At 43.9% G+C, this 20,297-nt stretch carries 18 protein-coding genes; 5 read left to right on the forward strand and 13 right to left on the reverse strand.

Annotated features, from left to right (window positions below):
- Positions 1–127 precede the first annotated feature (127 nt).
- Together ACTRWF_RS02245 and ACTRWF_RS02250 are read right to left on the reverse strand one after the other, a co-directional pair.
- Positions 128–586: a VOC family protein gene (locus ACTRWF_RS02245; RefSeq protein WP_333973737.1), complete on the reverse strand. Its 459-nt coding sequence runs from the start codon at positions 584–586 to the stop codon at positions 128–130.
- 137 nt (positions 587–723) lie between these two features.
- Positions 724–1,062 (reverse strand): nuclear transport factor 2 family protein, encoded by a 339-nt coding sequence (locus ACTRWF_RS02250; RefSeq protein WP_012517155.1) that lies wholly within the window; start codon positions 1,060–1,062, stop codon positions 724–726.
- A 195-nt stretch (positions 1,063–1,257) separates the two neighbouring features.
- Here ACTRWF_RS02250 and ACTRWF_RS02255 point away from each other — a divergent pair, with 195 nt between their 5' ends.
- Positions 1,258–1,500: a type II toxin-antitoxin system ParD family antitoxin gene (locus ACTRWF_RS02255; RefSeq protein ID WP_020745298.1), complete on the forward strand. Its 243-nt coding sequence runs from the start codon at positions 1,258–1,260 to the stop codon at positions 1,498–1,500.
- Positions 1,497–1,799, forward strand: coding sequence for a type II toxin-antitoxin system RelE/ParE family toxin (locus ACTRWF_RS02260; protein WP_020745299.1), 303 nt, complete (start codon positions 1,497–1,499; stop codon positions 1,797–1,799). The genes ACTRWF_RS02255 and ACTRWF_RS02260 overlap by 4 nt, the downstream gene beginning before the upstream one ends.
- 105 nt (positions 1,800–1,904) lie before the next feature.
- Here ACTRWF_RS02260 and ACTRWF_RS02265 read toward each other — a convergent pair whose 3' ends face one another.
- Together ACTRWF_RS02265 and ACTRWF_RS02270 are read right to left on the reverse strand one after the other, a co-directional pair.
- Positions 1,905–2,252, reverse strand: a complete 348-nt coding sequence (locus ACTRWF_RS02265; protein WP_071951667.1) for a DUF3024 domain-containing protein — start codon at positions 2,250–2,252, stop codon at positions 1,905–1,907.
- Positions 2,253–3,211: 959 nt separating this feature from the next.
- Positions 3,212–3,907, reverse strand: coding sequence for a hypothetical protein (locus ACTRWF_RS02270; protein WP_462835082.1), 696 nt, complete (start codon positions 3,905–3,907; stop codon positions 3,212–3,214).
- A 1,554-nt stretch (positions 3,908–5,461) separates the two neighbouring features.
- On the opposite strand from ACTRWF_RS02270, the gene ACTRWF_RS02275 reads away from it, so the two are divergent.
- Positions 5,462–5,914: a hypothetical protein gene (locus tag ACTRWF_RS02275; protein ID WP_020743520.1), complete on the forward strand. Its 453-nt coding sequence runs from the start codon at positions 5,462–5,464 to the stop codon at positions 5,912–5,914.
- Between the two features lie 503 nt (positions 5,915–6,417).
- On the opposite strand, the gene ACTRWF_RS02280 is transcribed toward ACTRWF_RS02275, so the two are convergent.
- The 7 genes from ACTRWF_RS02280 to ACTRWF_RS02310 all read right to left on the reverse strand — a co-directional run bounded on the left by ACTRWF_RS02280 (position 6,418) and on the right by ACTRWF_RS02310 (position 12,555).
- Positions 6,418–6,849 carry a hypothetical protein gene (locus ACTRWF_RS02280; protein ID WP_462835083.1) on the reverse strand — a complete coding sequence of 144 codons (432 nt, stop codon included), beginning with the start codon at positions 6,847–6,849 and terminating at the stop codon, positions 6,418–6,420.
- Positions 6,850–8,227: 1,378 nt separating this feature from the next.
- The gene (locus ACTRWF_RS02285; RefSeq protein ID WP_150140876.1) at positions 8,228–8,596 is read right to left on the reverse strand and encodes a hypothetical protein; all 369 of its coding nucleotides are present in this window, start codon (positions 8,594–8,596) and stop codon (positions 8,228–8,230) included.
- A 125-nt stretch (positions 8,597–8,721) separates the two neighbouring features.
- A complete protein-coding gene (locus tag ACTRWF_RS02290; RefSeq protein ID WP_156085911.1) occupies positions 8,722–9,324 on the reverse strand; it encodes a class I SAM-dependent DNA methyltransferase in 603 nt (200 codons plus the stop codon).
- Positions 9,325–9,464: 140 nt separating this feature from the next.
- A complete protein-coding gene (locus ACTRWF_RS02295) occupies positions 9,465–9,941 on the reverse strand; it encodes an Imm26 family immunity protein (protein ID WP_015066149.1) in 477 nt (158 codons plus the stop codon).
- A 541-nt stretch (positions 9,942–10,482) separates the two neighbouring features.
- Positions 10,483–11,091 carry a hypothetical protein gene (locus ACTRWF_RS02300; RefSeq protein WP_150140892.1) on the reverse strand — a complete coding sequence of 203 codons (609 nt, stop codon included), beginning with the start codon at positions 11,089–11,091 and terminating at the stop codon, positions 10,483–10,485.
- 541 nt (positions 11,092–11,632) lie between these two features.
- A complete protein-coding gene (locus ACTRWF_RS02305; RefSeq protein WP_462835084.1) occupies positions 11,633–12,043 on the reverse strand; it encodes a hypothetical protein in 411 nt (136 codons plus the stop codon).
- Positions 12,044–12,198: 155 nt separating this feature from the next.
- On the reverse strand, positions 12,199–12,555 hold the full coding sequence (locus ACTRWF_RS02310) for a hypothetical protein (protein WP_013785562.1): 357 nt from the start codon (positions 12,553–12,555) through the stop codon (positions 12,199–12,201).
- 696 nt (positions 12,556–13,251) lie between these two features.
- Here ACTRWF_RS02310 and ACTRWF_RS02315 point away from each other — a divergent pair.
- Positions 13,252–14,220 carry an integron integrase gene (locus ACTRWF_RS02315; protein ID WP_012517162.1) on the forward strand — a complete coding sequence of 323 codons (969 nt, stop codon included), beginning with the start codon at positions 13,252–13,254 and terminating at the stop codon, positions 14,218–14,220.
- A gap of 76 nt (positions 14,221–14,296) precedes the next feature.
- Here the strand turns inward: ACTRWF_RS02315 and fadA are convergent, their stop codons facing one another.
- On the reverse strand, positions 14,297–15,460 hold the full coding sequence (fadA, locus tag ACTRWF_RS02320) for an acetyl-CoA C-acyltransferase FadA (RefSeq protein ID WP_015066159.1): 1,164 nt from the start codon (positions 15,458–15,460) through the stop codon (positions 14,297–14,299).
- An 18-nt stretch (positions 15,461–15,478) separates the two neighbouring features.
- Entirely contained in the window at positions 15,479–17,629 is a 2,151-nt protein-coding gene (gene fadB / locus ACTRWF_RS02325) for a fatty acid oxidation complex subunit alpha FadB (RefSeq protein ID WP_020744651.1), read from the reverse strand.
- 496 nt (positions 17,630–18,125) lie between these two features.
- On the opposite strand from fadB, the gene ACTRWF_RS02330 reads away from it, so the two are divergent.
- Complete coding sequence (locus ACTRWF_RS02330) at positions 18,126–20,180, forward strand: transglycosylase SLT domain-containing protein (RefSeq protein ID WP_462835085.1); 2,055 nt, start codon at positions 18,126–18,128, stop codon at positions 20,178–20,180.
- Positions 20,181–20,297 lie beyond the last annotated feature (117 nt).

The following is a 20,297-nucleotide window of genomic DNA, read 5'->3' on the forward strand; positions in this document are numbered from 1 at the left end:
GGCCCGCATAACGGGCAATAACACGTAGGCTAAAATTGGAGCGAAGCGACTGAGCCTACGTGTTATTGTCCCAGCGAGCCCGCGAGCGAGTTTATGCGATTGTTATGTGCCCTGCCCACAAAACTACTTATAAGCCTTTGCCGGGATTTTTGAATTCCCTGATCTGTATATGATTACCTTCTCTGTCTGCGATGTTAGACACTTTGAATATTGGGTTTGCCCATTCGCCATCGAATGCCTCGCCACCTAAGGTGACTGCTTTTTCTCTTGTTGCTTCCATATTTTGAACTGACATGAATAGTTTAATTGGGCTGAAAGAACCTTTGGGTATATCGAACGGTGGGACATGGATGATGAGATTAAAGCCGTCTTTATCTAAGCTGATAAAATCTTTGGTTTCCCTTGTAACACGCATACCAAATAGTTGTTCATAAAACGCTGCAAGGTGTGGCAAGTTGCTTGAGTAGATGAGCACACCATTCTGAGCAGGACCTGACATTTTTAATTCCTTACTTTGAGCTGCATTAGAAAAGAGTGCCGCAAAAAAAACAGTTGTAAACACCAATCCTTTAAAACCTTTATACATAGAGTTTCCTTGGCACATAACTTTTAAATAAGGGGCGCAGGCATGTGGGGCATAATGGCGAAGCCGCCCCGCATGTATGCGTCCCAGCGAACGGAGTGAGTGGCTTAATTTTTTTGTTAGGTGCATGTAGATACATCCTAGCTTTCCCTGCCAAGATAAGCCCTTAAAGAAGAAATTAAACCGTCATTATTGAATGTTACAACGTCAACGACAAAAAGTACTTCTGTTTGATTGACTACAATCTTGAGCTCTCCAGAGACCGAATTATCGTTTTCCATAATGTTTAAGATTTCGATTTCTAAACTTGAAGCGTTGTCAAAATTCTTCTGAGTTTCCGATATGGCGACAGTTTTACCATGAACAGAAATTTTCCAATCTCTCAGATGAATATCGGGAGCAAAAAGGTTCGAAATCGCTTCAATATCTTTGTTTTGATAGCTGAGAAGGTAAGATTTAAATTTTTCTGAATTATTCATTTCCAATCCTTAGAAGCACCTAACACCCGCATAACGGGCAAAAATACGTAGGCTACAATACCAAGCGAAGCGCAGGGAGCCTACGTTTTTTTGTCCCTGGCGAGCGCAGCGAGTGTTAATGCGTTTGTTATGCGCTATTGACTTACAGTGCACAAATACCATAATTAGGTATATATTGGTACTTGGAGAAAGCAAATGGCTAAAAATACCAGCATTACCCTTGGTGACCATTTTGATGGCTTTATTGCTAGTCAAATTCAAACTGGTCGATATGGCTCAGCGAGCGAAGTAATTCGTTCAGCTCTTCGCTTGCTAGAAACACAGGAAACCAAATTAAACACTTTGCGTCAATTACTTGTAGCAGGCGAAGAAAGCGGCGAGGCTGAATACGACCTTGAGAACCTGATATCAGAACTAGATGGTGAATTAAAAGAGTGAAACCATTTAAGTTAACTATACTCGCAAAATCCGATTTAAAAGATATCGCGTTATTTACACAGCGGAAATGGGGGCGGGAACAGCGTAATGTATACCTAAAACAGTTCGATGATTCATTTTGGATGTTGTCTGAAAATCCTGATATCGGAAAAAGCTGCGACGAAATAAGAGACGGATACAGAAAGTTTCCGCAAGGTAGTCACGTTATTTTCTACAAGCAAACTGGTAACCAAGAAATTTTGGTTATAAGAATTCTTCATAAAAGTATGGATGTAAATCCTTTACGCTTTGGCGCATAACTTCCAAATAAGGGGCGCAGACATGTGGGCGAAAATGGCGAAGCCGCCCACGTGTTTGCGTCCCAGCCCGCACAGCGGGCGAACTTAATTTGTTTGTTATGTGACTTACCCAAAAAAACAAGCGTATTCATCATGATCTATAACGGCAAAGACTTGCTCAATAGTTTTTACATACATATTTGGCTCATAGCCATGCCATTTTAGATCTTGTCGCATCCAGAAAATTTTCCATTTACCTTGAGCGCGGATAAAAGTTGCTTTAGCCATGTCCAGGTCATGATATTCATTTGGGCTGTTCCAAACAGGACGCGTTTCATATATATAAACTGATTGCTTCTCCAGCCGCCAACCAATGTCTAACTCATTTCTAATATGCACTGGTGGCCTACGCTTATTTAAAAAAGCGTTGGCAGCTTTTTCTATCTTCTTTATTTCGAATTCACTTAAGGCCATAAAAGTTTAATTTTCCACCTGTCACATAACGCTAAGCTTTGGGGCGCTAACATGGGGCTATAATCGCGAAGCGGCCCCTTGTTAGCGTCCCAGCGACCGAAGGGAGTGCCAACAGCGTTTTGTTAGGCGTACAACTGAAAGTACGCAGCTTTGCTGCCACCACTAGCCGATAAGGCCACTTATTTAAATTGTTGAAATAAAGATAAAACAACCCTGTGCGAAATGCCAGATGTTAACGGCATTGCTGGATAAAAGAGCGAGTTTAGAAAGCTGGTGATGCAGAATGTTGGCGTTGTGATGTTGATTAAACGCGCGTTTCTAAAGCCGTTGAAACTACCGAAAAAGCAAGCTGTAATGATTACCTAGCGAAACAACCTTGATGTTGGAGTGTCACGATTAAACCCACTTTTTATGCTGTCAGTAAATGACGCCTAACGCTAAGCTTTGGGGCGCTAACATGGGGCAATAATTGCGAAGCGGCCCCGTGTTAGCGTCCCAGCGACCGAAGGGAGTGCCAACAGCGTTTTGTTAGGCGTACAACTAAAAGTACGCAGCTTTGCTGCCACCACTTGCCAAATAGACCGCGTGTTTAAATTGTTGAATTTAAGATAAAACAACGCTGTGCGAAAAGCCAGATGTTAGCGACATTGCTGGATAAAAGAGCGAGTTTAGAAGACTGATGATGTTAAATGTTGGCGTTTCGATTTTGATAAGAAGCGCGTTGCTAAAGTCGTTGAAACTACCGAAAAAGCAAGCTGCAAAGACAACCTAGAGAAACAACCTTGACGCTGGAATGTAACAGTTAAACCCACTTTTTTATGCTGTAAGTAAATGACGCCTAACTTTTAAATAAGGGGCGCAGGCACGTAGGGCATAATGGCGAAGCCGCCCTGCGTGTATGCGTCCCAGCGAACGAAGTGAGTGGCTTAATTTTTTTGTTATGTTGCCAGACATTGAGGCTAATAGAAGTTATATAGCTCATTGAACCTTTCTAGTGACTCCTCTTCATTTTGCCCGAGAAGAGATTCGTTAAAACTGATATTTTCAGGTACGCCGGCAGTTGAAAAATTCACCCTAACAAACTCTGCAAAATGGCTTATGCCGTAGCTTAGATCCTGAAAGCCAAGAGTTTTGTTCTCTGAAATTGGCTTAAAAGAGTTCGCATGAATAAACAAGGAACTGAGAGTTGGGCCATTCTTATGATATTGAGCATTTATTTGTACGAGCTTAATTTCAACACCTTTTAGATGAGGCATTTTCTCTAATACAAAGGAGATTGATCTCTTTTCAATCGCCCCTTTATCTAGTGACGCTAGTGTATCCCAAACATACTCTTCTGTTCCTTGGGCCGATGAAAGGAAGAGCATAAGAAAACATGCAAGCACTCTCGAATTCAACTTTTCAAACCTCCAATGTTTATTGCAATATAACATTAAGCTAAGCGGCGCAGTTGCGTGGGGCATAATGGCGAAGCCGCCCCGCGTAAATGCGTCCGAGCGACCGAAGGGAGTGGACTTAAGCGCTTTGTTATAAGCAGAGCCAGCTCCTTTGGTCTTTTTAAAAACTGTTGAAGCCAGCATACGATTGATTGTTAACACAAACAAGCAAAACGACTGTGCACAAATGTTTTTGATTTGATTGAAGGTAGCTGCCATTTGAGCTACCGAGTGTAATGGCGCTTACTAGACGAAAATAAGAATTTGGCGATAAAGCGCCTATTACACCACCTTTGAATTGAAAGCGGCGGATATAACCCTCCCATAAGCTAGAGCGATGCAAATGAAAACAGGCGAGGGGAGTTGCACTGGGATTTGTATTAAGCCAAACGGAGTTTAGGCTGACGCCTTATAACGCTAAGCTTTGGGGCGCTAACATGGGGCCATAATTGCGAAGCGGCCCCATGTTAGCGTCCCAGCGACCGAAGGGAGTGCCAACAGCGTTTTGTTAGGCGTACAACTGAAAGTACGCAGCTTTGCTGCCACCACTAGCCAAAAAGACCGCGTGTTTAAAAAAAATTAAGATAAAACAACCCCGTGCGAAATGCCAGATGTTAACGGTAATGCTGGATAAAAGAGCGAGTTTAGAAGACTGGTGATGTTAAATGTTGGCGTTGCGGTGTTTATGAAGAGCACGTTGCTAAAGCCGTTAAAACAACAGAGAAAGCTTGCCGCGAATACAACCTAGCGAAACAGCCTTGATGCTGTAATGTCACGTCTGAACGTACTCTTTAATGCTGTAAGTAAATGACGCCTAACTTCCAAATATGGGGCGCAGACATGTGTGCAAAAATGGCGAAGCCGCGCACATGTTTGCGTCCCAGCGAGCGACAGCGAGTGCTATAATTTGTTTGTTATATGCGTGCATTTAAAAACCTTGTATACGCCCAGCTTACCAAATTGTGCCCAAACAATAAGGTAAGACGACGTTCATTTTTTTACGCTTATTTCTTAGCCCAGCGGTAGCAATAGTACCAACCAAAAGGAGGAATCGAGAAATTTAGCAAGAAAGAATAAATAGCTACTAACCCAATGTTATCAGATTTTCCTTTAGCAAATTTGATAGTGTAGAAGATAACAATTACGCCAATAATGAATGATACTTGGCCCCAAATTGTTAGATTTATATTCATGATATTTCCCTATTGATGAGCTTTCCAAAAAGCATATAACACTAAGCTTTGGGGCGCTAACATGGGGCTATAATCGCGAAGCGGCCCCGTGTTAGCGTCCCAGCGACCGAAGGGAGTGCCAACAGCGTTTTGTTAGGCGTACAACTGAAAGTACGCAGCTTTGCTGCCACCACTAGCCAATTAGGCCGCGCGTTTAAATCGTTGAATTTAAGATAAAACAACCCTGTGCGAAAAGCTAGATGTTAACGGTAATGCTGGAAAAAAGAGCGAGTTTAAACAACTGGAGATGCAGAATGCTGGCGTTGCTGAGTTGATGAAAAGCCCGTTGCTAAAGCCGTTGAAACAACTAAAAAAAGTAAGCCGTAAAGACAACCTAGCGAAATAACCTTGATGCTGGAATGTCACAACTGAACCCACATTTTAATGCTGTAAGTAAATGACGCCTAACGCCCAGCTCAGCGGGCAATTGAAGCGCAGCGTAAATTGTTCCGCTGCAGCTGATTGTTATGCTACCCCCAATAAACGGCGGTATGGCTTAAACCTTGCTCTCCATCAGGCAACTATTAAAAAGGAGATAGTCATGCAGGTTAATAGTGTTTTTCAGACAACAACGGCAACACCTATCAATAAAGGCGGCAACAATTTGCCGCCTAGCAAGACAGAGAAGGCTGTTGAGCCACAGAAAACAACCCCATTAAGAGATTTGGCTCAAACTATTGACCCAACCAACATGTCTCGGAACGAAGCCCGCGCAATGGCAAATGCACTTATGAAATCTGGGGACGCGGACCTCTCCTCCGTATTCTTTTCACATAGCGTGGTGTTAATTCCCACTGGAAACGGTACGTTTCGGAACCCCACCGAGTCAGACCCTATTATGAACGAAAAATTTAATATGTTTGATGCGATACGGGGAAATATAGAATTTAATAAATCCAAAGGACTTTCAAATGAAAATAATCTATCTGCACTCTCATTTTTAGAAAAATTTGAGATTATGGGAGGCTCTCCAAAAATTGATACACATGCATAACACTAAGCTTTGGGGCGCTAACATGGGGCTATAATCGCGAAGCGGCCCCGTGTTAGCGTCCCAGCGACCGGAGGGAGTGCCAACAGCGTTTTGTTAGGCGTACAACTGCAAGTACGCAGCTTTGCTGCCACCACTAGCCAATTAGCCAGCTTGTTTAAATTATTGAATTTAAGATAAAACAACACTGTGCGAAAAGCCAGATGTTAAGGATAATGCTGGATAAAAGAGCGGGTTTAGAAGACTGGTGATGCAGAATGTTGGTGTTGCGATGTTTATGAAAAACGCGTTGCTAAAGTTGTTTAAACAACTGAGAAAGTAAGCCGTAAAGACTACCTAGCGAAACAACCTTGATGCTGGAATGTCACGTCCGATCCCACATTTTAATGCTGTAAGTAAATGACGCCTAACTTTTAAATAAGGGGCGCAGGCATGTGGGGCATAATGGCGAAGCCGCCCCGCATGTATGCGTCCCAGCGAACGAAGTGAGTGGCTTAATTTTTTTGTTATGTGCCATGCTGGTTATGCCCTTTTATTTTAAGGCATTGATAACAAGAACCTGTAAATAAAGAAAGCCAAAATAAGCCAAAGATTACGAGTGCCGTAAGAACAAGAGCTAAACGCTCGTCTTGTGTCGCATTTGATTTTGACAAAGCTACCAAAAGAGGAAAAGGCACGGATGCGACTATTGAAGATAGCAAAGCTAACAAAAATTTAGGCTGCTTTATTGTGGTTTGGATATAGCCAACAATTGTGTGATAAATAACAAAAAGTAATAAAATTATTGGCGCAAAAAAGAATAAAGATTGATAGCCCTCTGCTGCTTGAGATGTTTTCTGATACAGGTCTATATCAGTTAAAGCAAATAACAGAATAACTAAAGCACTAGGAAGAAAGCTCCATAAGGCCGATACAAATGCAAAACGTTTACTTGGCACTAATCTTACTCTCCTGGCACATAACTTTAAGCTTTGGGGCGCTAGCACGTGGGCTAAAATCCGAGCGAAGCGAGCCAGCCCACGTGTTAGCGTCCCAGCGACCGGAGGGAGTGCCAACAGCGTTTTGTTAGGCGTACAAAGGAACGTACGCAGCTTTGCTGCCACCACTAGCCAAATAGACCGCGTGTTTAAATTATTGAAATTAAGATAAGACAACCCTGGGCGAAAAGCCAGATGTTAACGACATTGCTGGAAAAAAGAGCGAGTTTAAACAACTGGAAATGCAGAGTGGTGGCGTTGCTGAGTTGATGAAAAGCCCGTTGCTAAAGCCGTTTAAACTACCGAGAAAGTAAGCCGTAAATACAACCTAGCGAAACAGCCTTGATGCTGTAATGTCACTGCTGAGACTACTTTTTAATGCTGTAAGTAAATGACGCCTAACTTTAAGCTAAGGGGCGCTAGCATGTGGGCTAAAATCCGAACGAAGTGAGTCAGCCCACATGTTAGCGTCCCAGCGACCGGAGGGAGTGGCTTGAGCGTTTTGTTAGGCGTACAACTGAAAGTACGCAGCTTTGCTGCCACCACTAACCAATTAGCCAGCTTGTTTAAATTATTGAATTTAAGATAAAACAACCCTGTGCGAAAAGCCAGATGTTAACGGCATTGCTGGATAAAAGAGCGAGTTTAGAAAGCTGGTGATGTTGAATGTTGGCGTTGCGATGTTGATGAAAGGCGCGTTGCTAAAGCCGTTGAAACCACCGAGAAAGCTAGCCGCGAACACGACCTAGCGAAACAACCTTGATGCTGGAATGTCACAACTGAACCAACATTTTAATGCTGTAAGTAAATGACGCCTAACGCTAAGCTTTGGGGCGCTAGCACGTGGGCTAAAATCCGAGCGAAGCGAGCCAGCCCACGTGTTAGCGTCCCAGCGACCGGAGGGAGTGCCAACAGCGTTTTGTTAGGCGTACAAAGGAACGTACGCAGCTTTGCTGCCACCACTAGCCAAATAGACCGCGTGTTTAAATTATTGAATTTAAGATAAAACAACCCTGTGCGAAATGCCAGATGTTAACGACTATGTGGGATAAATGAGCGAGTTTAGAAAGCTGATGATGTTAAATGTTGGTGTTGTGATGCTGCTGAAAAGCACGTTGCTAAAGCCGTTAAAACAACCGAGAAAGCTTGCCGCGAATACTACCTAGCGAAACAGCCTTGATGCTGTAATGTCACGTCCGAACGAACTTTTTAATGCTGTAAGTAAATGACGCCTAACTTTTAAATAAGGGGCGCAGGCATGTGGGCTAAAATCCGAACGAAGTGAGCAGCCCACATGTTTGCGTCCCAGCCCGTGCAGCGGGCGAACTTGATTTTTTTGTTAGGCGACTTTTTGCAACTCTGCTTCCTTACTTAGCAGGAAGTCCTTATGCTTTTGCACTTTTAAGTACCACTGAATGCCCCCTGCAAGTGTGAACCAAGCGCCGCCGATAAGGAAAAAATATATGTATGAAACTCTTTTACTTAGGATGTCATTCTTAACCTTAATCTCAGCTAATTTTTTTGTGGTGTCCAAAGAAAACGTGAAATCCGATTGTGCTCGCTTGTAATCTATTTCAGCTTGTAGAACAGCAATTGCAACTTTTAACTCGGAGGATTCTTTTTCAAGGTAGAGTGTCGGAACAACGAGCAAGAAAACACCAATGAAACAAAGAGTCTTATACAGATTGTCAAATGGTACTTGAGGCATAAAAATTCCTTTTGTCGCCTAACGCTAAGCTTTGGGGCGCTAACGCGTGGGCTAAAATCCGAACGAAGTGAGTCAGCCCACGTGTTAGCGTCCCAACGACCGAAGGGAGTGGCAACAGCGTTTTGTTAGGCACGTTTTTGTGCGACCACGTATAAATGTTTGTTTGGAAAGTCATCATTTTCCAAGTGTCGACACACGCAGTTGTGACTTTCCAATAACTTTAAAAGTGCTGGAATGCCAAGAGCTGCATGATATAAGTCTTGACCTAAAAATGGATTGCTACCATCACCTTTTTCATCGACCGCCCCACTTGTAAAAATTATTACGCCATCCACTTCCAGATGCTCAAGGAGTTTACCAATTACACTTTCTTGGTTTTCTAGGGGCACATGCCAAATACTATCCCACGCCGATATGAACGCATATTTGTTACTTGGAACCCAGTTGCAAATATCTGCATGATGGAATATGACTTTAGGATGCCTTATTTTAGCAAGCCTTAGCATCTCGGCTGAAAGGTCCAGCCCCTCAACATCATATCCATACTTTAATAATAAATCGATTATACGTCCGCTGCTACCGCAACCTATATCAATAGCTTTTCCCGTCTTCGAGGCAAAGTTAAGCGCTCTCTTATGCTGAGAAATACCATTTTCTCTATTGAAGCGATCGCTATTCCAATGCTCTGCAATCTTATCGTAATTGGATGCTTGCTGTATGGGATTCATATAAAGTGCCTAACTTTTAAATAAGGGGCGCTGGCACGTGGGCTATAATGCGAAGCAGCCCACGTGTATGCGTCCCAGCGAACGAAGTGAGTGACTTAATTTGCTTGTTATGTGTCATCTAAAAACAACCATCCTGTCCACTATGCGTGAAATTTCAATTTATTAAAACGTTCATCCCACGTTTCAAAGCCAAAGTAAGCTTTTGTAGCGTTTTCTAGTCGTTTTGGAGTTATAGAAAATCGGTTGGGATACTTGCTTAGTTCTTCGTCTAAAGCTGGCCGAATTGAGTCTTTGGTTAGGGACTCAATAAAGTATTGGTCTTCTTCGTAAAAATGAACCTTAAAAAATGGCTTGGGAATTGAGTTTAGGTTTTTTCTTGTGTTTCCGAGAATTGGCCAGTGGCCGTGCCAAATTTTTGCATCCGTTGAAAGTGAAGCTAGAGCAATTTCCATTTTTTCGATATTGAAATCTCTGATTTCTGATTCAAACTTTTGACTGAAAACAACTAGATATAACAAGTCGCCCACAGTTTCTACAATTTGTCCTAATGCAAACGTCTCTGAGGATAATTGGATAGAGAATAGATCTCCTTTTGAGGCTTTGATTTTAGTGCTCATAAGTTTCAACTTACCACTGACACATAACACTAAGCTTTGGGGCGCTAACATGGGGCTATAATCGCGAAGCGGCCCCGTGTTAGCGTCCCAGCGACCGGAGGGAGTGCCAACAGCGTTTTGTTAGGCGTACAACTTAGAGTACGCAGCTTTGCTGCCACCACTAGCCAATTAGGCCGCGCGTTTAAATTATTGAATTTAAAATAAAACAACCCTGTGTGAAAAGCCAGATGTTAACGACATTGGCGGATAAAAGAGCGAGTTTAAACAACTGGAGATGCAGAATGCTGGCGTTGCTGAGTTGACGAAAAGGGCGTTGCTAAAGCCGTTGAAACTACCGAAAAGTAAGCCGTAAAGACAACCTAGCGAAACAACCTTAATGCTGGAATGTCACTGTTGAATCCACTTTTTAGTGCTGTAAGTAAATGACGCCTAACACCCAAATAAGGGGCGCAAACGTGGCGGCTATAATTGGCACGAAGTGACACAGCCGCCATGTTTGTGTCCCAGCGAGCCCGCGAGCGACTTAATTTGATTGTTATGTTCACTCTTTCTCGTAGTAGTCGAACTGAATATCACTGACACTTTTGTCACTAGCTTTCTTTTCAATTTCTTTGAGACTTACTTTCAACTTTGATGATATTTCTTTAGCAGCGCCAGAAAGCTTGTTCAAATCACCATCTTTGTTCTCTAAGAGGAAGTCGACCTTCCATTTTGTTTCGAATGCGCTGCAGAACATTGATGTATACCTATTGATCAGTTCTTGGTTTTTTATTTCAGATGGTTTTTCCAACAAAGCTGCAATTTGATTCGAAATATCGTTAAGATTCTCAATTTGGCTAATACATTCTGTAATACCTAATCTCGCGCCACGAGGCAAGTGAGCGCAAATTACTGGAAAATATTCATTGATTATGAATGGGTGTAACTTAGTTGGAAGGTTAGTTGCTATTTTGCCCTTCATGGTCAAGAGAATATTATATTCAGATGTTTTTATGTACCTATCCAGCCAAGCTGATAAATCACTCAATTCAGTGTATATAGCATCCTTTTTTTGTTTTCTTAGGAAGAAATGTTTTGTAAGTGTCGTTAGCTGACTTAGAAACCAACCTAAACAAACACCTATCAAAACAGAAGCAATTTTAACATCCATTCAGAACTTTCCAGTGAATATAACGCTAAGCTTTGGGGCGCTAGCGCGTGGGCTAAAATCCGAGCGAAGCGAGCCAGCCCACGTGTTAGCGTCCCAGCGACCGAAGGGAGTGCCAACAGCGTTTTGTTAGGCGTACAACTGAAAGTACGCAGCTTTGCTGCCACCACTAACCAAATAGACCGCTTATTTAAATTATTGAATTTAAGATAAAACAACCCCGTGCGAAATGCCAGATGTTAACGGTAATGCTGGATAAAAGAGGGAGTTTAGAAAAGTGGTGATGTTAAATATTGGCGTTGCACTGTTGATAAAAAGCGCGTTGCTAAAGCCGTTGAAACTACCGAAAAAAGTAAGCCGTAAAGACAACCTAGCGAAACAACCTTGATGCTGGAATGTCACATCCAAACCCACATTTTAATGTTGTAAGTAAATGACGCCTAACGCTAAGCTTTGGGGCGCAGGCACGGGGCTATAATCGCGAAGCGGCCCCGTGTTTGCGTCCCAACGACCGAAGGGAGTGCCAACAGCGTATTGTTATATTTCATACCCACAAAACTACAATTAAACCTAGTGCTAATACAAATACTAATGAGTAAAAAGGCATTTTGTAGGTGCGATAGTTTCTTGCATCTCCAGGAGGGGTTAACCAGGCAAGTAAAGTAGATGCGCGAGTTATGGCCTTAGGTTTCAATAATCCGTTTGAGCTGATTACGTGATATTTCCAGTTCTGAAACTCACCCCCATACCTTTTAAGGTCTGATTCCAATTCCTCTTTTACGTTAGATAGAGCTTGTTCTGAATTTTCCAGAAGCCTAGTGATACGAAGAATAACTTTGCCTTCCTTGGTATAACGGATGGAACATTCTGAGGGGGCTGTTCGCTCTTGAATAACCTTAAACCCACTTTTAGCTGATGCGTCTGATTGAAACAAAAAACTGTAGGCAACTGTCACTTTATTGTTTCTATTTCGAACCAAAATTTACATCCTTGCCGTTTGAAAGAAATATAACGCTTTTAAATAAGGGGCGCAGGCATGTGGGGCATAATGGCGACGCCGCCCCGCATGTATGCGTCCCAGCGAACGAAGTGAGTGACTTAATTTTTTTGTTAGGTGGCATTGTTTGCTCGAAGATACACACCAATATGGCCGACCGAATACTTATGATTTTTAAAGTTACCACGTTTTACAATTGGTATAGAGCCTAAAGTGTCGGTTATTTGTTGTCGAAGCTCTGGTGTATTGAGTTTAGAGTTTTTTGGAACAACTATGAGCGGCGTAAACAAGAAATGAGAAAAGTCTTGATTGCTATTGATTACTGTATACCCACTTTTTTCTAACTTGGTTCTTAGGCTGGTTAGCTTTGCTTCGTTAATTCCGTTGGAATGCAGATGGATAGTAGGTTTGGCGACTGATGTACACCCAGCTAACACAATGACAATAAATGACAGTAATATCGTTTTCATCCCTGACACCTAACGCTAAGCTTTGGGGCGCTAGCACGTGGGCTAAAATCCGAGCGAAGCGAGCCAGCCCCCGTGTTAGCGTCCCAGCGACCGAAGGGAGTGCCAACAGCGTTTTGTTAGGCGTACAACGAAACGTACGCAGCTTTGCTGCCACCACTAGCCAAATAGACCGCGTGTTTAAATTATTGAATTTAAGATAAAACAACCCTGTGCGAAATGCCAGATGTTACCGGTAATGCTGGATAAAAAAGCGAGTTTTGACAACTTGTAGTGTTGAATGTTGGCGTTGCTATGTTAATGAAAAGCTCGTTGCTAAAGTCGTTGGAACTACCGAAAAAGCAAGCTGTAAAGACAACCTAGTGAAACAACCTTGATGCTGTAATGTCACAGCTGAACCTACTTCTTAATGCGGTAAGTAAATGACGCCTAACAATTTAATCGTTCCCTAAACGGGGCGATTTAACGAACCAGAACGGGGTTTTTGTCCGTTTGGTTATAAATATGATTAAACCATAACCTATCGATAGGATTAGTAAAATACGTTTTTGGTGTATTTTACTCAAAAGCTAAAAACACCAAATCGGGTTGCAGGTGAATTTGGGATATTTCGTGAGTGCCTTTGCAACAAAACAGGCACTAAAGTCAGTTATCTCGTTGCGATTTATCAAATAGACTTCTTTTATTTTGGAGTCGAATATGAAGTCTCAGTTTATTAAATCCCTGTACGAGCACATGATGCTCAAGCGCTATGCAAAGCGTACTATACAAACCTACATAAACTGGATTTCAGATTACATTCGTTTTCACAAATTTCAGCACCCGAAAGATCTCGACGTGTTGCATGTTGAAGCATACCTTACTCATCTATCTACCAAGCGAAAAAATGCGCGGTCTACACAAGCCACAGCACTTAATGCATTGGTCTTCCTGTACAACAAGTATTTAGAACAGCCACTCCCTTCTGACATGAATTTTGTAGGAAGCGGAAGGGAAAGAAAGCTGCCAGTTGTGCTAACCCAGTTAGAAGTAAAAGCATTGCTTGGTAGGGTGCCTACCCATCATTACTTAGCAGTAGCACTTCTTTATGGCAGCGGCCTTCGATTAATGGAGTGCGTGCGTCTTAGAACGGGAGATATAGACTTCGACTACAAGTGTGTGAGAATTTGGTTTGGGAAAGGGGGCAAGCATCGAGTGGTAACGCTGTCAGAATCACTTATCCCACTTTTAAAAAATCATATCAGTGAAAGTGAAAAACTTTTGCAACGAGATTTGATGGTGCCAGACTTTGCTGGTGCTTGGATTCCACATGGGTTGAGGAAAAAGTATCAACAGCGCAATAAAACGCTGGAATGGCAGTATTTGTTCCCTGCATCAAAGTTAAGTATCGATCCAGAAAGCAAGCTATTACGGCGTCATCATATAGATGAAAAACAGATACAACGCGCGGTAAGTCGTGCTTCAAGTGATGCGGGAATAATCAAGCATGTTACGCCTCACACGCTTCGTCATTCATTTGCTACTCATTTACTGCAATCTGGCGCAGACATCAGAACGGTGCAAGACCAACTAGGTCATGCCGATGTTAGAACCACTCAAATTTATACCCATATACTTCAACAAGGAGCGAATGGTGTCGTCAGCCCACTTTCTAATTTAGCGTTTTAGTTTTTTGTTCACGGAAACAAAAAAGGGCCCGAAGGCCCTTTTCAAAATTTAGCTTTAAAAGCGCTAATTTAAACGCTTATACACGCTCAAATACGGTAGCAATACCTTGGCCTAAACCAATACACATAGTCGCTAAGCCTAGGCTTACGTCTTGTGATTCCATTAGGTTGATAAGCGTACCTGAGATACGTGAACCAGAACAACCTAGCGGGTGACCAAGTGCAATAGCACCACCGTTAAGGTTAATCTTAGTATCTAGGTGGTCCATCCAACCAAGCTGCTTAATACAAGATAGTGCCTGTGCTGCGAACGCTTCGTTAAACTCAGCAAGTTCAATATCGTCCATAGTTAGGCCAGCGCGCTTAAGGGCTTTTTGTGTTGCTGGCACTGGGCCATAACCCATAATTGCCGCATCACAACCAGCCACAGCCATCGAGCGAATTTTCGCACGTGGCGTTAGGCCAAGCTCTTTCGCACGGTCTGCTGACATAAGCAGCATGCCTGATGCACCGTCAGACAGCGCAGAAGACGTACCCGCAGTCACTGTACCGTTTACTGGGTCGAACACTGGGCGAAGCGCCGCCATGCTCTCAGCAGTGCTCTCTGGGCGAACTACTTCATCGTAGTCAATTAGCTTTAATACGCCATTTGCATCGTGACCTTCAACAGGCACAATCTCGTTAGCCCAGCGGCCTTCAAGGTGTGCTTTGTGCGCTAGCTGATGCGAACGTGCGCCAAAAGCGTCTTGTTGCTCACGAGTAATACCATTTTGACGGCCAAGTAGCTCGGCTGTCATACCCATCATGCCCGACGCTTTCGCCGTGTACTTAGCAAGACCAGGGTGGAAGTCGATGTTGTAGTTCATCGGTACGTGACCCATGTGCTCAACACCACCAATCATGTAAATGTCACCACGGCCGCTCATTATGCCGCTTGTTGCATCGTGAAGGGCTTGCATTGATGAACCACATAAACGGTTAACCGTTACCGCGCCCGTTGTGCGTGGAATTTTTGTGAGTAGTTGCGCGTTACGTGCAACGTTGAAGCCTTGTTCTTTAGTTTGCTGAACACAGCCCCAAATGATGTCTTCAATTTCCGCTGGGTTTACGCCAGGGTTACGCTCTAGTAGCGCGGTCATTAGTGCTGCAGATAGGTCTTCTGCACGCACATTTCTGAAAACACCGTTTTTTGAACGACCCATTGGGGTACGTACGCAATCGATTACGACCACTTCTTTCATTAGTTTTTCCTCCGGGTCTTATGCGAAATAGGATTTACCAGAAGCGGCCATTTCACGAACGCCATCTGAAATCTGATAAATTGGACCAAGTTCAGCGTACTTGTCTGCCATAGCAACAAAGTTCGCCAAGCCAATGGTTTCAATCCAACGGAAAATACCACCGCGGAATGGAGGGAAACCTAAGCCGTAAAGTAGCGCCATGTCTGCTTCAGCTGCGCTATCTACAATGCCTTCTTCTAGGCAGCGAATTGCTTCGTTTGCCATAGGGATCATAAGGCGTGCAATAATGTCGTCAGCTTCAAAGTCTGTCTTCTCAGCTACGTGGGGCGCCATTAGTGCATATGCTTCTTCAGCAGGTGTTTTCTTAGGCTTACCGCGCTTATCAACACCGTAGTTGTAGAAACCTTTACCGTTTTTCTGACCTAAACGCTCTTCTTTGTAGAACAGGGTTACTGGGTCGTTGTCTAGGCGAGCCATACGCTCTGGAATACCTGCTGCCATTACGTCTGCTGCATGATCGCCTGTGTCGATACCTACAACGTCCATTAGGTAAGCCGGGCCCATTGGCCAGCCGAAGATTTTTTCCATTACTTTATCAACAGCAACAAAGTCAGCGCCGTCGATAAGTAGCTTACTGAAGCCCGCAAAGTATGGGAACAATACGCGGTTTACCAAGAACCCTGGGCAGTCGTTAACCACAATTGGGGTTTTGCCCATTTTAAGGGTAGCGGCTACTACTGCATTGATGGTTTCTTCTGACGTTTTTTCGCCACGAATAATTTCAACAAGCGGCATGCGGTGCACTGGGTTGAAGAAGTGCATACCACAGAAGCGTTCTGGCTTGTCTAAGCTTTTAGCTAGCTGATTGATAGAGATAGTAGAAGTGTTTGAAGTGATGATAGCGTCGTCCGCTACATTGTCTTCTACTTCTTTAAGTACAATACCTTTTACTTTCGGGTTTTCTACAACCGCTTCAATAACAAGGTCTGCATCTTTAAGCGTGCTGTACTCAAGGGTAGGTGTAATTGCGTTAAGCGTTTGCGCCATTTTAGTCGCATCAACTTTACCGCGCTTCATACCTTTACCAAGAATTTTGGCCGCTTCTGAAAGACCAAGGTCTAGTGCACCTTGATTAATGTCTTTCATAATTACCGGTGTGCCTTTCACTGCGCTTTGGTATGCAATACCGCCGCCCATGATGCCTGCACCTAGAACAGCGTTAAGCTTAGACTGCTTAGTGGCTGCTTTTGCTTGCTTCTTGCCTTTGCTCTTAACTAGCTGGTCGGCAAGGAAAATGCCGATTTGTGCTTTCGCTGCGTCGGTTTTCGCAAGGGCCACAAAGCCTTCGTTTTCAAGCTTAAGTGCACCGTCACGGTCTAGGCCCGCTGCTTTTTGTACCGTCTCAACCATTTTGTGCGGAGCTGGGTAATGCTTACCAGCTTGCGCGAATACCATGGCTTGAGCAGTACTGAAGCTCATCATAGCTTCGTTTTTGTTTAGCTGTAGTGGGGCTTTCTTAACCGCACGACGAGCTTGCCAGTCAAACTTGCCCTCTGCAGCGTCTTTCACCATTGAAAGTGCGCCTTCAACAAGTGCTTCTGGAGCAACAACGGCATCAACCGCGCCTTCAGCAAGGGCTTTCGCGCCTTTTCTGTCACGGCCAGTAGTCATCCACTCAAGGGCGTTATCTGCACCTATTAAGCGAGGAAGGCGAACCGTGCCACCAAAACCAGGCATAAGGCCTAGCTTAACTTCTGGTAAACCGATTGAAGCTGTTGTGTCTGCAATACGCATGTCACACGCCAATGCCATCTCACAACCACCACCTAGCGCAAAGCCATTAACAGCAGCAATGGTAGGGAAAGGTAGGTCTTCGAAGCGGTCGAATACTTGTGACGTATTGGCAACCCACTGTAGTACTTCAGCATCGTCCATAGTGAAAAGACCAGTGAACTCGGTGATATCTGCACCTACGATAAATGCAGGTTTTGCACTGCGTACTACTAAGCCTTTTACATCGCCTTTAGCAAGTAGGGCTTGGGTTGCTTCGTCAAGTTCGCTCACTGTTTGGCGGTCGAACTTGTTTACTGAACCTTCGGCGTCGAATACCAGCTCAGCAAAGCCGTCATCTAACAGGCTGACGGAAAGACTTTTGCCTGTGTATATCATTATCATCTCCTTCGGCATTGGCCAGGATGTTAGTGAAGTAATCCAACTAATTTGTAGGGTCGTATGCATTCACTAACGCGTTAGGGTGGCTAGATTCTTTACAAAGCCACACAAAATTTCAACAAAAAATCAAACAAGCGTTTCAATTTGTCTAAGGTAGTGGTCCGATGACTTAAATTCAAGTGCAAATATCGAATTCAAGCTTCATTTCGGCATTGGTGGTTGTATAATGAGCGTTATTGGCGCAAAGCGCCAATCCAGCAAAAGAATAATCTACAATCATGTCAACTATGTTTGTAAAGCATAGCTAACGACAGCTGGCACAACATCTTCTTTGGCAAGGAGCCAAGGCTGAAAATTTCCCTTTGTTTGTCAAACAAACCTAGTGGGTCAGTCGCAATGCTGCTTTTTCAGCAACATTTTACAATCAGCTCGATTAGGCAAAGTCGCCAGCGCTCATAAGCGTTCGAGTGTAGAGCAGGGTAGGAATTCTATTGTGTCTGGTTTTTATTTTAGTGCTAAGTTGCGTCAGCGAGCGTTGACAGTCAACGTCAAATTTATCGCCACTGTGGTGGGCGCGATAGTATGTTCGGTGTTGTCTATAGCCGCCAACGCATCACAATCTTTATCCTTGCCCGAAGATATTTACAAGGAAGAAAGAGCGCGATATCTCGAAGTCGAAAAAAAGCTGTTAACTTATTCTAAGCGCAGGGTCCGAAATCTCGACAACGACATATATGAGCTGGCCGAATACCCCCTATACCCCTATTTATTGAGGCTTAAGCTAGACCGCACCATGTCCATTAGGACGAAGCGTGAAGTGAAGCAATTTTTAGCCGATTTTAATGGTCAACCCGTAAGTTATGGCCTGCGTTATAAATGGCTTAACTACTTAGCTAAAAATAACTACCGCAGTACATTTTTAGATAATTACCGCCCGGGCATGGGGGCAAGGCTTACCTGTATTGCGCTGAACTACCGGTTAAAAGAAGGGGAGAGCGAGCAGGTTCTGTTACAAGAAGTCAATGCACTGTGGCTTCATGGTCAGTCTCAGCCTGATGAATGCGACCCGCTTTTTGCAAAGTGGAAGAAAGCGGGCATGATGACGCCAGAAATGGTCATCAAGCGAATTGAAATTGCCGCAAAAGAGGGGAATAGAAGTATTATTTCCTACCTTAAGCGGCAACTTCCGAGCAATAAGCAGTATTTAGCTGATGCGTGGTTGTCAGTAACCCGCGATACCAGCCGAGTAAGTAAAACCGCTTTGTTTCCGCTGAAACATGCTTCGCATGAAGCCAACATTATTGTATGGGCGGTAGAAAAACTTGCGTGGAGAAATCCGGATTTAGCGAGTCAGGTTTATTCGCGCTACAACAATAAGAAGGTCTTTTCACAAGCGCAACAGCATATGATGCGACGAGCTATTGCGCTTAGCTATACATTAGTCCGCTTACCTCAAGCCCATCATTGGCTTGAACTCGCTGACGTAAATGGCGCTAGCGATGACGTTAAGTTATGGCACATTTCTCACTTATTGCGCACGAATAAATGGCAGGAAGTGGTAGATGTTATTAACAGCGCACCGGCAAGTTTGCAGCAAGAAGAAAACTACCGTTATTGGAAGGCGAGAGCGTTAGAAGCGCTAGGTCAAAGTATGCAGGCAACGGTGCTATACAAAGAATTAGCTCAAGAGCGTCATTATTATGGTTTTATGGCCAGTGCGCATATAGGTGAAATTCCTTCTCTTGCTCATACGCCAGCACCTAGAGATACCGCTGCCATCGCCAGTGTAGCTAAAACCCCAGCCACCATGCGTGCAGTTGAGTTCTTTAGACTAGACCGAACCACAGAGGCCCGCAGAGAGTGGTATTACTTGCTTTCTCATTTACCTGAAGCGAAAGTGACCGATGCAGGGATTTTAGCCTATGAGTGGGGACTTTACGATCAGGCCATTACCAGTTTTGCACGCAGTGGCTATTGGGATGACGTGGAGCGTCGCTTTCCGTTAGCGTTTAGCGATGTATTTAGCAAAAAATCTCAGGCTTACAGCATTTCAAAATCCTTTGCTATGGCTATTGCTCGTCGAGAAAGTTCGTTTAGAAGTGACGCTATTTCACCTGTAGGTGCAGCAGGGCTTATGCAGCTTATGCCGGGCACAGCGCGCTATGTAGCAAAAGAAAAAGTAAGCCGAAGTGAATTGTTCAAAGTAAACGACAATGTTGAATACGGCGTACAGTACCTGCGTTACTTGATGGATAAGCTTAACAATAACCCCGTATTGGTTTCGGCATCTTATAATGCGGGGTGGCGCAAAGTGTTGGAATGGTTACCCGCTAATGAAGCCTTACCCGTGGACATTTGGATTGAGAACATTCCCTACAAGGAAACCCGAGCCTATGTGAAAGCGGTAATGGCCTATCAGCATATTTATGACCAGCAGTTAGGTGGAAACGAGAATATTTTCCCTCAACTTACCCGCGATATGATCCCTTCTGCAGAAGCGGTAAGTACACATCCGGTAACGGGCACTTTGCAGCTAGCGCCGCGATAGCAACATGCCGTTAGGGCGTGCTTAGGCGCGCCTTAGCGTAAATGAAAGCGTATCGGTCTGAGCCAGTATGCATGTCATGCTGGCCTCGTGTTACACTAGTGGATCTAACGACTAAAA

Source organism: Alteromonas sp. G5_S2_22_S1 (genome assembly GCF_054968525.1).

Coding starts and splice junctions, on each gene's coding strand:
- ACTRWF_RS02245 (WP_333973737.1), bottom strand. CDS start 586: ATGTATAAAGGTTTTAAAGGATTGGTGTTTACAACTGTTTTTTTTGCG.
- ACTRWF_RS02250 (WP_012517155.1), bottom strand. CDS start 1,062: ATGAATAATTCAGAAAAATTTAAATCTTACCTTCTCAGCTATCAAAAC.
- ACTRWF_RS02255 (WP_020745298.1), top strand. CDS start 1,258: ATGGCTAAAAATACCAGCATTACCCTTGGTGACCATTTTGATGGCTTT.
- ACTRWF_RS02265 (WP_071951667.1), bottom strand. CDS start 2,252: ATGGCCTTAAGTGAATTCGAAATAAAGAAGATAGAAAAAGCTGCCAAC.
- ACTRWF_RS02270 (WP_462835082.1), bottom strand. CDS start 3,907: ATGGCAGCTACCTTCAATCAAATCAAAAACATTTGTGCACAGTCGTTT.
- ACTRWF_RS02275 (WP_020743520.1), top strand. CDS start 5,462: ATGCAGGTTAATAGTGTTTTTCAGACAACAACGGCAACACCTATCAAT.
- ACTRWF_RS02285 (WP_150140876.1), bottom strand. CDS start 8,596: ATGCCTCAAGTACCATTTGACAATCTGTATAAGACTCTTTGTTTCATT.
- ACTRWF_RS02290 (WP_156085911.1), bottom strand. CDS start 9,324: ATGAATCCCATACAGCAAGCATCCAATTACGATAAGATTGCAGAGCAT.
- ACTRWF_RS02295 (WP_015066149.1), bottom strand. CDS start 9,941: ATGAGCACTAAAATCAAAGCCTCAAAAGGAGATCTATTCTCTATCCAA.
- ACTRWF_RS02300 (WP_150140892.1), bottom strand. CDS start 11,091: ATGGATGTTAAAATTGCTTCTGTTTTGATAGGTGTTTGTTTAGGTTGG.
- ACTRWF_RS02310 (WP_013785562.1), bottom strand. CDS start 12,555: ATGAAAACGATATTACTGTCATTTATTGTCATTGTGTTAGCTGGGTGT.
- ACTRWF_RS02315 (WP_012517162.1), top strand. CDS start 13,252: ATGAAGTCTCAGTTTATTAAATCCCTGTACGAGCACATGATGCTCAAG.
- fadA (WP_015066159.1), bottom strand. CDS start 15,460: ATGAAAGAAGTGGTCGTAATCGATTGCGTACGTACCCCAATGGGTCGT.
- fadB (WP_020744651.1), bottom strand. CDS start 17,629: ATGATATACACAGGCAAAAGTCTTTCCGTCAGCCTGTTAGATGACGGC.